Raw genomic sequence first — 11964 nt, forward strand, 5'->3', positions numbered from 1 at the left:
TATGTTGGTAACCACACGGTTACCCAACGCCCCGAAGCGCTCGGGAATTTTTGTATCAGTGGCCGGTCTATCGTGCCGACATGCTAAGAGCCTGACGCTCGACAGCGCGCCAAGGAAGCCCCATCACTATGCGCATTCTCGTTACTGGCGGAGCCGGATTCATCGGCTCCGCACTGATCCGCCATCTCATTCTCGATACCGAGCACAGCGTGCTCAACCTGGACAAACTGACCTATGCCGGCAACCTGGAGTCGCTGGCAGCCGTGGAAGACAACCCGCGCTATCAGTTCCTCCAGGCCGACATCGCCGATCGTGAGCGGGTCAGCGAGGCGCTGCTGGAGTTCCAGCCGGACGCCATCATGCATCTGGCCGCCGAGTCCCACGTCGACCGCTCCATCGACGGCCCGGCCGAATTCATCCAGACCAACATCGTCGGCACCTATCAGCTGCTCGAGGCCACCCGCGCCTACTGGCAGAGCCTGCCGGTCGAGCGTCGCGAGGCCTTCCGCTTCCACCACATCTCCACCGACGAGGTCTACGGCGACCTGCATGGCGTCGACGACCTGTTCACCGAGACCACACCCTACGCGCCCAGCTCGCCCTACTCGGCCAGCAAGGCCTCGTCGGATCACCTGGTGCGCGCCTGGCAGCGTACCTACGGGCTGCCGGTGCTGATCACCAACTGCTCGAACAACTATGGCCCGTATCACTTCCCCGAGAAGCTGATCCCACTGGTCATCCTCAATGCCCTCGATGGCAAGCCGCTGCCGGTCTATGGCGATGGCTCGCAGATCCGCGACTGGCTGTTCGTCGAAGACCACGCCCGCGCGCTGTTCAAGGTGGTTAGCGAAGGTGTGGTCGGCGAAACCTACAACATCGGCGGCCACAACGAGCAGAAGAACATCGAGGTGGTGCGCGGTATCTGCGCACTGCTGGAAGAGCTGGCGCCGAGCAAGCCTGCCGGGCTTGCGCGCTATGAAGACCTGATCACCTTCGTCAAGGATCGCCCGGGCCACGACCTGCGCTACGCCATCGACGCCAGCAAGATCGAGCGCGAGCTCGGCTGGGTGCCGCAGGAAACCTTCCAGACCGGCCTGCGCAAGACCGTGCAGTGGTACCTGGAAAACCTCGAATGGTGCCGTCGCGTTCAGGACGGCAGCTATCAACGCGAGCGCCTTGGCGCCCTGGAGAACGCATGAAAGGAATCATCCTCGCCGGAGGCTCCGGCACCCGTCTGCACCCCATCACCCTTGGCGTATCCAAGCAGCTCTTGCCGATCTACGACAAGCCGATGGCCTACTACCCGATTTCGGTGCTGATGCTCGCTGGCATCCGCGACATCCTGCTGATTTCCACCCCGCAGGACCTGCCTCAGTACAAGAACCTGCTGGGCGACGGTAGCCAGTTCGGGGTCAACTTCAGCTATGCCGAGCAGCCCTCGCCGGATGGCCTGGCGCAGGCCTTCCTGATCGGTGAAGAATTCATCGGCGATGATTCGGTGTGCCTGATCCTCGGCGACAACATCTTCCACGGCCAGCACTTCACCGAGAAGCTGCAGCGTGCCGCGGCCCAGCCAAGCGGCGCCACGGTGTTCGGCTACTGGGTCAAGGACCCGGAGCGCTTCGGCGTCATCGACTTCGATGAGAGCGGCAAGGCACTGTCCATCGAAGAGAAGCCGAAGAAGCCGAAGTCCAGCTACGCGGTGACCGGCCTGTACTTCTACGACAACGACGTCATCGAGATCGCCAAGTCGATCAAGCCCTCGCCACGCGGCGAGCTGGAGATCACCGACGTCAATATGGCCTACCTCGAACGCGGCGACCTCAACGTCGAGCGCTTCGGCCGTGGCTTCGCCTGGCTCGACACCGGTACCCACGACAGCCTGCTGGAAGCCTCGCAGTACGTGCAGACCATCGAGCATCGCCAGGGTCTTAAGGTCGCCTGTCTGGAAGAGATCGCCTACCAGAACAAGTGGATCGACCGCGAGCAGCTGCTGCGCCGCGCCGACGCTCTGGGCAAGACCGGCTACGGCCAGTACCTGTTCAAGCTGGCGGGTGAAGACGCATGAAGGTCGTCGAAACCAGCATTCCCGACGTACTGATCATCGAGCCCAAGGTCTTCGGCGACGAACGCGGTTTCTTCTACGAGAGCTTCAACGCGGCCGCTTTCGAAGCGGCCACGGGGCTCAAGCGCCAGTTCGTCCAGGACAACCACTCCAAATCCCAGCGCGGCGTGCTGCGCGGTCTGCACTACCAGATCCAGCAGCCGCAGGGGAAACTGGTGCGCGTGGTGGCCGGCGAGGTGTTCGACGTCGCTGTCGATCTGCGCAAGAGCTCACCGAGCTTCGGACGCTGGTTCGGCACTCACCTGAGTGCGCAGAACCAGCACCAGCTGTGGATCCCCGAAGGTTTCGCGCATGGCTTCGTGGTGCTCAGCGAAAGCGCCGAATTCCTCTACAAGACCACCGACTACTACGCGCCGGAGCACGAGCGCAGCCTGTTGTGGAACGATCCGGAGCTCGGCATCGAATGGCCGTTCGACGAAGCACCGCAACTGTCCGCGAAGGACCAGGCTGGCAAGCGCCTCAGCGACGCGGAGCTGTTTCCATGAAAATCCTGATCACCGGCAGCAAGGGGCAACTCGCCCGTGAGCTGCAGTTGGAGCTGGCGGGCGCCGGCAAGCTGCTGGCGCTTGGGCACAACGCACTGGACCTGTCCGACTCGGATCAGGTTCGCGAACAGGTACGCCTGTTGCGGCCGGATCTGATCATCAATGCGGCGGCCTACACCGCCGTCGATCCGGCGGAAAGCCACCGTGAACTGGCCTTCGCGGTCAACGCACGCGGTCCACAGGTGCTCGCCGAAGAGGCTGCACGTCTTGGCGTGCCGCTGATCCACTATTCCACCGACTATGTGTTCGACGGTCGCAAGGCCGAACCCTACTGCGAAGCGGACGTACCGCAACCGCTTAGCGTCTACGGCGCGAGCAAGCTGGCCGGCGAACAAGCGATTCAGGCGGTCGGCGGCGAATACCTGATCCTGCGTACCAGCTGGGTTTACTCGCAGCACGGCAAGAACTTCCTGCTGACCATGCAGCGCCTGCTGCAGGAGCGCGATGCCCTGTCGGTGGTCAGCGACGAGATCGGCGCGCCGACCTGGGCCGCCACCATCGCCCGCACCACGGCAGAAATGGTACGCAAGCGAAGTGCAGGCGAAGCAGGCCCCAGCGGTCTGTATCACCTCACCGCCAGCGGCGAGACCTCCTGGTACGGCTTCGCCTGCAGCATTGCCGAACAGCTTCGCCAGCAGGGCCGTCTGCGCGCCGAGATCACGCCGATCCTGTCCAAGGACTACCCGACCGCTGCCCAGCGTCCGCTCAATTCCCGCCTGAACTGCGCACGCCTGCAACAGGACTGGGGCATCCGCCTGCCGGACTGGGAGACGGCACTGCACGAGTGCCTTGCCCAATCCCGGCACTTCGATGCAGCGAACGCGCCCCAGACCGCTGCAGCCGGTCGCTGAGGCAACAGCGGCTAGGCCTCACGGCTGCCTCTGCCACTCTGCTCCGATCCGGCCAGCTCGATAAGCGACGCTGAACGCCGGCACGCTCTGCGTGCATAATGCGCCCGACATCCAGGCGCCCACGCATGACTGCACTGCATCCACCCCGCCGCCCTCGCTGGCGCAACCTCGCCCTGCTGGCCTTGCTGCTTGCGCCTCTGCTCTGGCCGCTGCAGCAGCTCGCCGAGCGCTACTACCGCAACGAGCTGACCGAGCAGAATCGTCAGACCCTCGACCTCTACGTCGCCAACCTGCTCGGCACGCTGAACCGCTACGAGGTGCTGCCGCGCATCCTCGGCGACCTGCCGGCTTTGCGCGCCGTCCTGCAGCAGGCCGAAGCGCCGGCCGTGCGGGACAATGCCAATCGCCTGCTCAAACGCCTGCGCAACCAGACCGGGGCCGACGTGATCTATCTGATGAACACGGACGGCAATACCCTGGCGGCCTCCAACTGGGACGAGGAAGACAGCTTCGTCGACCGCAACTTCGCCTTCCGCCCCTATTTCCGCCAGGCCATGGAAGGTCGCCCGGGGCGTTTCTTCGGCCTAGGCACCACCTCCGGCAAGCGCGGTTACTACTTCGGCGCCGCCGTGCGCGACGAGCGCGGCATCCTCGGCGTGCTGGTGGTCAAGGTCGACCTCGACCATACCGAGACGCTCTGGGGCAACACCCCGGAGCAGCTGCTGGTGACCGACAACTTCGGCGTGGTGATTCTCACCTCGCGCCCGGAATGGCGTTTCCGCGCGACCCGCGGGCTGGGCGTCGACGAGCGCGAACAGATCGCCTTCGATCAGCCCTATCCAACCCTGTATCCACAGGACCTGACGCTGGACATCGATGCCTGGCTGATCCAGAGCCGTGAGCTCAAGGAGACCGGCTGGACGGTGCGCATCCTCGCGCCGATCAACCTGATCGAGCGACCGGTGCGCACCGTGGTCGCCATCGGCGCCGCCACACTGCTGGCGCTGCTGCTCTGGATCGGCCTGCTGATGCAGCGCCGCCGGCACTTCATCGAACGTCTGGCGCTGGACACCCAGGCGCGCCAGCAGCTCGAACAGCGCGTGCTGGAACGCACGCGCGACCTGGAAGCGCTGAACAGCCGGCTCAAGGTCGAGGTACTGGAGCGCGAGCAGGCGCAGCAGGAACTGGTGCGCGCCCAGGACGAACTGCTGCAGGCCGGCAAGCTGTCGGCGCTGGGCACCATGTCGGCGAGCATCAGCCACGAACTCAATCAGCCGCTGGCGGCGATCCGCAGCTATGCCGACAACGCCGGGGTGCTGCTCGACCAGCAGCGCAACGCCGAAGCCCGCGACAACCTGCGGCTGATCAGTGAACTGACCGCGCGCATGGCGTCGATCATCGCCCACCTGCGCGCCTTCGCCCGTCGCGACCAGCACGCGCCGGAGCGGGTCGCGCTGCAGCCGGCGCTGGACGACGCCCTGGCCCTGCTCGCCAAGCGCCGCCAGGCCATGGGCGTGGAGCTGATCCGCGACCTGCCGGAGGCCACCCTGTGGGTGCAGGCCGGCGAGACGCGGCTGCGGCAGATCCTCGCCAACCTGCTGGCCAACGCCCTCGATGCGCTGGCCGAGCGGCCGCAACCGCGACGCATCTGGCTGCGCGCCGAACTGCAGGGTGACGGCGTGTTGCTCAGCCTGCGCGACAACGGCCCCGGCTTCAGCGAGGAAGCGTTGCAGCGTGCCCGCGAGCCGTTCTTCACCACCAAGACCAGCGCGCAGGGGCTGGGCCTCGGCCTGGCGATCTGCGATACCCTCACCCGCGCCTTGGGCGGTGAGCTGCGCATGAGCAACCATCCCGAGGGTGGTGCGCAGCTCGGCCTGTTTCTGCGTTGCGCCGAGCCCGGCGTCGCCTTCCCCACCGAGGACCATTTTCAATGAGCAGTGACCAGCCGATCAGCGCCCAGGCGCAGGTGCTGCTGATCGACGACGATCCGCACCTGCGTCAGGCATTGAGCCAGACCCTCGACCTGGCCGGTCTCAAGGTCGTCAGCCTGGGCGATGCCCGCGACCTGGCCGCCCGGCTGCCAGCGGACTGGCCAGGCGTGGTGGTCAGCGACATTCGCATGCCCGGCATCGATGGCCTCGAGCTGCTGCAACAGCTGCGCACGCGCGACAGCGAGATGCCGGTGATCCTCATCACCGGGCACGGTGATATTCAGCTGGCGGTGCAGGCGATGCGCGCCGGCGCTTACGATTTCCTGGAAAAACCCTTCCCCAGCGAAGCGCTGCTGGACAGCGTGCGTCGTGCCCTGGCGCTACGCCAACTGGTACTGGACAACCGCTCCCTGCGCCTGGCCCTGGCCGACCGGCAGCAGCTGTCGGCGCGCCTGCTCGGACAATCCCAGGCGATGCTGCGCCTGCGCGAACAGATCGGCGCGCTGGCCGGGACCCAGGCCGATGTGCTGATTCTCGGCGAGACGGGCGCGGGCAAGGAGGTGGTTGCCCGGGCGCTGCACGACCTGTCCAGCCGGCGCAACGGCCCCTTCGTGGCGATCAACGCCGGGGCGCTCGCCGAATCGGTGGTGGAAAGCGAACTGTTCGGCCACGAGCCGGGCGCCTTCACCGGCGCGCAGAAGCGGCGCATCGGCAAGTTCGAATTCGCCAACGGCGGCACGCTGTTCCTCGACGAGATCGAGAGCATGAGCCTGGATGTGCAGGTCAAGCTGCTGCGCCTGCTGCAGGAGCGGGTGGTCGAACGGCTCGGCGGCAACCAGTCGATCGCCCTGGATATCCGGGTCATCGCCGCGACCAAGGAGGACCTGCGGGTGGCCGCGGATCAGGGCCGGTTCCGTGCCGACCTGTATTACCGGCTCAACGTCGCGCCGCTGCGAATTCCGTCGCTGCGCGAGCGCAACGAGGACATCCTGCTGTTGTTCCAGCATTTCGCCGAAGCCGCCGCCCAGCGCCACGGTCTGCCGATCCGGGAGCTGCAGCCGGAACAACGCGCTGCACTGCTACGTCACGCCTGGCCTGGCAACGTGCGCGAGCTGCAGAACACCGCCGAGCGCTTCGCCCTGGGCCTTGGCCTGGGGCTCGACCAGTCGGCCGGCGAACCGGCTGCCGGGATAGCCGGAGGTGGCAATCTGAGCGAGCAGGTCGAGGCCTTCGAGCGCGCACTGATCGCCGATGAGCTGAATCGCCCGCATGGCTCGCTGCGCAGCGTCGCCGAAGCGCTGGGCCTGCCGCGTAAGACCCTGCACGACAAGCTGCGCAAGCACGGGCTGAGTTTTACCGATGTTGGCGGAAGCTCGCCCGATGAAAACGACTAGATGGCGGAAATCCGCCATCTTCGATGCTGGCCAAGGGTCGAACTCGCCGGCACAGACCACGGCACGTGCGTGGCCCGCGCCAGCACCGGCGATCCCGCGCAAAGGTGCGACCTAGACGCGCTTGTTGGCAATTGGCCATTCAAACCTTCCTCTATTGCTGGGTAAACTCGCTGCCCTCAGGCGGCTCTGCCAGCTCTTGGCACAGGCATTGCTCCCGAAACTCAATGAACCGGACGGAACGAGTCGCGATAGAGCATCGCACCCGGGCTTCAGCGCCTAGACTTGTCCAGCTGGTTACTGCCGGGATGCCGTGTGGCCTCCCACCCACAACAAGAGGAAACATCAATGTTCAAACTGACTGCCAAGGCGCTGGCATGCGCCCTGTCGCTGAGCATCGCCGGTCTGGCCCACGCGGCTGACCCGATCACCATCAAGTTCTCTCACGTGGTCGCCGAAAACACGCCGAAAGGCCAGGGCGCCCTGATGTTCAAGAAACTGGTGGAAGAGCGTCTGCCGGGCAAGGTCGAGGTGCAGGTTTACCCGAACTCCTCGCTGTTCGGTGATGGCAAGGAAATGGAAGCCCTGCTGCTGGGCGACGTTCAGCTGATCGCTCCGTCGCTGGCCAAGTTCGAACACTACTCCAAGGGCGTTCAGGTCTTCGACCTGCCATTCCTGTTCGACGACATCGCGGCAGTCGACCGCTTCCAGAAGAGCGAAGCTGGTCAAGGCCTGCTGCGTTCCATGGAAGACAAGAACATCACCGGCCTGGGCTACTGGCACAACGGCATGAAGCAGCTGTCGGCCAACAAGGAACTGCGTGAGCCGAAAGACGCGCGCGGCCTGAAGTTCCGCGTACAGGCTTCTGCAGTGCTGGACGAGCAGTTCAAGGCGCTGCGTGCCAACCCGCGCAAGATGAGCTTCGCCGAGGTTTACCAGGGCCTGCAGACCGGCGTGGTCAACGGTGCCGAGAACCCCTACTCGAACATCTACTCGCAGAAGATGCACGAAGTGCAGAAGCACATCACCGAGTCCGACCATGGCCTGCTGGACTACATGCTGATCACCAACACCAAGTTCTGGAACGGCCTGCCTGCCGATGTACGTGGCGAGCTGGAAAAGATCGTGGAAGAAGTCACTGTTGAAGTGAACAAGCAGGCCGACGCCCTGAACCAGAAGGCCAAGGCTGACATCCTCGCCGCCGGCACTACCGAAATCCTCGAGCTGACGCCGGAAGAGCGCGCCAAGTGGCGCGAAGCCATGAAGCCGGTCTGGAAGAAGTTCGAAGGCGAAATTGGTGCTGGCCTGATCAAGGCTGCCGAAGCTGCCAACCAGGCTAAATAAGCCTTTGCCGAGGGGCGGGCTCCCCGCCCCTTTGCTGTACTACCCAGCGATACCCGACAGCTCAGTGAAAAAACAAAGCAGCTAGCGAAGACGAAGCCCGCACCAAGGGCAGACAGGTCAGGCCAAGGCGATCCCGGGCCGCGCCGCTTCGATGGCGACAACAAGAGTTTTTTATTGCTCTGTCCCCCAGCCTGCCCCGGCTGGTTCACGGCGCACCTCCGTGCTGCCTTCGATACAACAAGCAGTCCATCGGGAGATGTCATCCATGAACGCCCTCTGGCGCGTCTGGGACCACTTCGAGGAAGGTTTCATTGCCTTTCTGTTGGCCGCCATGACACTGGTGACCTTCGTTTACGTGATCCTCAACAACCTCTACACACTTTTCTACGACCTGGGCGACCGGTTCGAGGGAAGCGCCGACTTCTGGTTCGCCATCGGCGATTTCATCATCGGCCTCGCCCAGTCCATGACCTGGAGCACCGCGCTGACCAAGGCGCTATTCGCCTGGCTGATCTTCTCCGGCCTGGCCTATGGCGTGCGCACCGCCGGCCATATCGGCGTCGACGCGCTGGTCAAGCTGGCGCCGCGGCACATCCAGCGTGTCATCGGCATCATCGCCTGCCTGTTCTGCCTGGGTTACGCCGGCCTGCTGACCGTGGCCAGCTTCGAATGGATCCAGGCGCTGTTCGTTGCCAACATCGGCGCGGAAGACCTGGGCCATGTCGGCATCAAGCAATGGCACATCGGCATGATCGTGCCGTTCGGCTTTGCCATGGTGTTCATCCGTTTCGCCGAAATCTTCGTGCGTATCCTGCGCAACGAGCAGACCGGACTCGGCCTCGCTGATGAAGCGGCCGATGCCATCAAGCTCGGCGAAGAGGAGCCCAAGTAATGACCATCCTGTTCCTGTTCGCCGCGCTTTTTGCGCTGATGTTCATTGGCGTACCGATCGCCGTCTCCCTCGGCCTGGCCGGCTCGCTGACCATCATGTTCTTCAGCCAGGACTCGGTGCGCTCGCTGGCGATCAAACTGTTCGAGACCTCCGAGCACTACACCCTGCTGGCGATCCCGTTCTTCCTGCTGGCCGGTGCCTTCATGACCACCGGTGGCGTGGCCCGTCGCCTGATTGACTTCGCCAACGCCTGCGTCGGTCACATCCGTGGTGGCCTGGCAATCGGTGCGGTACTGGCGTGCATGCTCTTCGCCGCGCTGTCCGGCTCGTCGCCGGCCACCGTGGCCGCGGTGGGCTCCATCGCCATCGCCGGCATGGTGCGCTCCGGTTACCCGCAAGCCTTCGGCGCCGGCATCGTCTGTAACGCCGGTACGCTGGGCATCCTGATCCCGCCGTCGGTGGTCATGGTGGTCTACGCCGCTGCAACCGAAACCTCGGTTGGCAAGCTGTTCATGGCCGGCGTCGTGCCGGGCATCCTGCTCGGCGTTGCGCTGATGGTGGCGATCTACATCATCGCGGTGAAGAAGAACTTGCCGGCACTGCCGCGCGCCAGCTTCCGCGAGTGGCTGTCCGCCGCGCGCAAGGCGGTCTGGGGCCTGCTGCTGATGGTAGTCATCCTCGGCGGCATCTACTCGGGCATGTTCACGCCCACTGAAGCGGCGGCCGTCGCGGCGGTGTATTCGGCCTTCGTGGCGATCTTCGTCTACAAGGACCTGAAGCTAAGCGAGTGCCCGAAGGTACTGCTGGAGTCGGGCAAGCTGAGCATCATGCTGATGTTCATCATCGCCAACGCCATGCTCTTCGCCCACGTGCTGACCACCGAGCAGATTCCGCAGGCGATCACTGCCTGGGTCATCGAGGCAGGTCTGCAGCCGTGGATGTTCCTGCTGGTGGTGAACATCGTGCTGCTGGTGGCCGGCGCCTTCATGGAGCCGTCGGCGATCATCCTGATCCTGGCGCCGATCCTGTTCCCGATCGCCATCCAGTTGGGCATCGACCCGATCCACCTTGGCATCATCATGGTGGTGAACATGGAGATCGGATTGATAACGCCACCGGTGGGGTTGAACCTGTTTGTCGCCTCAGCGGTGACGGGCATGCCGGTGACCCAGGTGATCCGCGCAGTGCTGCCATGGCTGGCGCTGATGCTGAGCTTCCTGGTGATCATCACCTACGTGCCGTCAATTTCCCTGGCGCTGCCGAACATGCTGGGCATGTAGCCCGAAACACTTACTTCCCTTTAGCCCGGCCTGTGCCGGGCTTTTTTTCGTCTGCGCAAATGTCGATGCGGGCTCGTCAGAGCGCCAGCACATCGGCCGGCCGCCGACGGAACCAGCCGGTCAGCGACAGACGGTCGGCCTGGGTGACCAGCACTTCGTGGGGGAAATCGCCGGAGAGAAAGACCACCAGATTGCCGGCCAGCGGTGGCACGTCCAGTTGCGAGCCGTCGGGCATGTGCATGCGCAGTTCGCCGGCATGGCCGGGCTGCCAGTCCGGGTTCAGATAGAGCACGGCGGTCACCGAGCGGCTGTCGTCATCGCGAAAGCGGTCCAGGTGCGTCTGATAGAAGGCGCCCGGCGGGTAGAAGGCGAAATGGCACTCGAACTCTTCCAGCCCGAGGAACAACTCGCGGTTAAGCTGCTGGCGCAAGCCGTCCATAAGTTCGAGGTAGTCGTCGCAGACTGCAGACTGGCCCGGTTCGAGCCACTGAATATGGTCGCTGCGAATGCCTTCGCGCACCGCCTGCGCCTCGCCGCGGCCGACCCCTGCCGGTGCCAGCGCACCCTCGGCTTCCCGCCTGCGGCACTCGTCGGCCAGCTTGTGGGTCACATCACTGGGAAGGAAAGAACTCTGCACCGACCAGCCGCGCTCGGCCAGGTCGTCGATGATCGAAGAGAACGGCAAGGAAGTGACTCCGAAGGGATACCGCAGGAGTCTAGGGTCTGTTGAGACTCCGCTACAAGCTGCGTCGCTGCGCCAAATGGCAGCAGTAACCGTGCGCCTCGACAAGCACGCGTCGACGCACGGAAAATGAACCGCCCGCCAGACAGGAGCTTCCATGCGCGCCCTCTTGACCTGTGTACTGCTGACCTTGAGCGTCAGCAGCTTCGCCGACACCTATCAGGAACTCTACGAAACCGCCGGCTGGACCGAACAGCGCGCCAATTTCGGCGATGCCCTGACCGCGGCCCAGCAACGCTACAAGGACACCCTGCCACCGGCGGTATTCCAGGCACTGGTGACCAACAGCAACCGCCGCTTCGCCGCCCATGCCATCGACCAGCGCGCGCAGCAGGCATTGCGCGGCAACCTGGCCGAGCCGCAGCCGGCGCTGGAATTCTTCCAGTCGACCCTGGGACGCAAGATCGTCTCGGCCGAAGTGCTCGCCGCACGGCGCGAACAGCTGGCCAAGCACGCCGCCGGCCTGCCGCGGGTGGAAGCCGGCAGCAACCGACAACTGTTGATCCGCCACCTGGCCCAGGCGCTGCCAGCCAGCGAAGCGGGCGCGGAAGTCAGCCTGGCACTGGCCGGCGTCGCCGCCGACAGTCTCAGCCAGATGATTCCCGGCCTGCTCGGTGGCAATCAGGCGCAGAGCCTGCTGAGCAGCCAGCGCCAACGCATGATCGAGCAGATAGAGGCCGATCTCGACAACACGCTGCTGTACGTCTATCGCGACCTGTCCGATGCCGAACTGGAGGAATATGTGACATTCGCCCAGTCGGACGAAGGCAAGGCCTATTACCAGGCCGCGCTGCAGGCGCTACGCGCCGGCCTGGCGGTGGGCATGAGCGGCGCCGAACTGGAGCCGCAGCAGGGCATCTGAT

General features: G+C 64.6%; 11 protein-coding genes. 10 read left to right on the forward strand and 1 reads right to left on the reverse strand.

The features are described from left to right. The first annotated feature begins 128 nt into the window (after window positions 1-128). The 9 genes from rfbB to dctM all read left to right on the forward strand — a co-directional run bounded on the left by rfbB (window position 129) and on the right by dctM (window position 10359). Window positions 129-1199, forward strand: a complete 1071-nt coding sequence (gene rfbB, locus LW136_RS22000; RefSeq protein WP_090522882.1) for a dTDP-glucose 4,6-dehydratase — start codon at window positions 129-131, stop codon at window positions 1197-1199. After that, window positions 1196-2068 (forward strand): glucose-1-phosphate thymidylyltransferase RfbA, encoded by an 873-nt coding sequence (gene rfbA / locus LW136_RS22005; RefSeq protein WP_014822145.1) that lies wholly within the window; start codon window positions 1196-1198, stop codon window positions 2066-2068. Before rfbB ends, rfbA begins: the two co-directional genes overlap by 4 nt. Then, window positions 2065-2610 carry a dTDP-4-dehydrorhamnose 3,5-epimerase gene (gene rfbC / locus LW136_RS22010; protein WP_014822146.1) on the forward strand — a complete coding sequence of 182 codons (546 nt, stop codon included), beginning with the start codon at window positions 2065-2067 and terminating at the stop codon, window positions 2608-2610. The genes rfbA and rfbC overlap by 4 nt, the downstream gene beginning before the upstream one ends. After that, the gene (gene rfbD, locus LW136_RS22015) at window positions 2607-3521 is read left to right on the forward strand and encodes a dTDP-4-dehydrorhamnose reductase (RefSeq protein ID WP_230358310.1); all 915 of its coding nucleotides are present in this window, start codon (window positions 2607-2609) and stop codon (window positions 3519-3521) included. Before rfbC ends, rfbD begins: the two co-directional genes overlap by 4 nt. Before the next feature lie 125 nt (window positions 3522-3646). Beyond that, window positions 3647-5455 (forward strand): sensor histidine kinase, encoded by a 1809-nt coding sequence (locus tag LW136_RS22020; RefSeq protein WP_234174213.1) that lies wholly within the window; start codon window positions 3647-3649, stop codon window positions 5453-5455. Then, window positions 5452-6846, forward strand: coding sequence for a sigma-54-dependent transcriptional regulator (locus LW136_RS22025; RefSeq protein ID WP_234174214.1), 1395 nt, complete (start codon window positions 5452-5454; stop codon window positions 6844-6846). Before LW136_RS22020 ends, LW136_RS22025 begins: the two co-directional genes overlap by 4 nt. A 345-nt stretch (window positions 6847-7191) precedes the next feature. Then, entirely contained in the window at window positions 7192-8187 is a 996-nt protein-coding gene (gene dctP, locus LW136_RS22030; RefSeq protein ID WP_234174215.1) for a C4-dicarboxylate TRAP substrate-binding protein DctP, read from the forward strand. Window positions 8188-8452: 265 nt separating this feature from the next. Next, window positions 8453-9079, forward strand: coding sequence for a TRAP transporter small permease (locus LW136_RS22035; protein WP_230358307.1), 627 nt, complete (start codon window positions 8453-8455; stop codon window positions 9077-9079). Then, complete coding sequence (gene dctM / locus LW136_RS22040; RefSeq protein WP_234174216.1) at window positions 9079-10359, forward strand: C4-dicarboxylate TRAP transporter large permease protein DctM; 1281 nt, start codon at window positions 9079-9081, stop codon at window positions 10357-10359. The genes LW136_RS22035 and dctM overlap by 1 nt, the downstream gene beginning before the upstream one ends. A 76-nt stretch (window positions 10360-10435) precedes the next feature. On the opposite strand, the gene LW136_RS22045 is transcribed toward dctM, so the two are convergent. After that, window positions 10436-11044 carry a 2OG-Fe(II) oxygenase gene (locus tag LW136_RS22045; protein WP_023445783.1) on the reverse strand — a complete coding sequence of 203 codons (609 nt, stop codon included), beginning with the start codon at window positions 11042-11044 and terminating at the stop codon, window positions 10436-10438. A 154-nt stretch (window positions 11045-11198) separates the two neighbouring features. Between LW136_RS22045 and LW136_RS22050 the strand changes: the two genes are divergently transcribed. Further along, a complete protein-coding gene (locus LW136_RS22050) occupies window positions 11199-11963 on the forward strand; it encodes a hypothetical protein (protein ID WP_014822154.1) in 765 nt (254 codons plus the stop codon). The last annotated feature ends 1 nt before the right edge of the window (window position 11964 follow it).

The sequence above is a fragment of the Stutzerimonas kunmingensis genome (assembly GCF_021432085.1).
Classification (GTDB): Bacteria; Pseudomonadota; Gammaproteobacteria; order Pseudomonadales; family Pseudomonadaceae; genus Stutzerimonas.

Excerpts from the sequence above, each read along its gene's own strand:
- rfbB (WP_090522882.1), top strand. The coding sequence starts at position 129 with ATGCGCATTCTCGTTACTGGCGGAGCCGGATTCATCGGCTCCGCACTG.
- rfbA (WP_014822145.1), top strand. The coding sequence starts at position 1,196 with ATGAAAGGAATCATCCTCGCCGGAGGCTCCGGCACCCGTCTGCACCCC.
- rfbC (WP_014822146.1), top strand. The coding sequence starts at position 2,065 with ATGAAGGTCGTCGAAACCAGCATTCCCGACGTACTGATCATCGAGCCC.
- rfbD (WP_230358310.1), top strand. The coding sequence starts at position 2,607 with ATGAAAATCCTGATCACCGGCAGCAAGGGGCAACTCGCCCGTGAGCTG.
- LW136_RS22020 (WP_234174213.1), top strand. The coding sequence starts at position 3,647 with ATGACTGCACTGCATCCACCCCGCCGCCCTCGCTGGCGCAACCTCGCC.
- LW136_RS22025 (WP_234174214.1), top strand. The coding sequence starts at position 5,452 with ATGAGCAGTGACCAGCCGATCAGCGCCCAGGCGCAGGTGCTGCTGATC.
- dctP (WP_234174215.1), top strand. The coding sequence starts at position 7,192 with ATGTTCAAACTGACTGCCAAGGCGCTGGCATGCGCCCTGTCGCTGAGC.
- LW136_RS22035 (WP_230358307.1), top strand. The coding sequence starts at position 8,453 with ATGAACGCCCTCTGGCGCGTCTGGGACCACTTCGAGGAAGGTTTCATT.
- dctM (WP_234174216.1), top strand. The coding sequence starts at position 9,079 with ATGACCATCCTGTTCCTGTTCGCCGCGCTTTTTGCGCTGATGTTCATT.
- LW136_RS22050 (WP_014822154.1), top strand. The coding sequence starts at position 11,199 with ATGCGCGCCCTCTTGACCTGTGTACTGCTGACCTTGAGCGTCAGCAGC.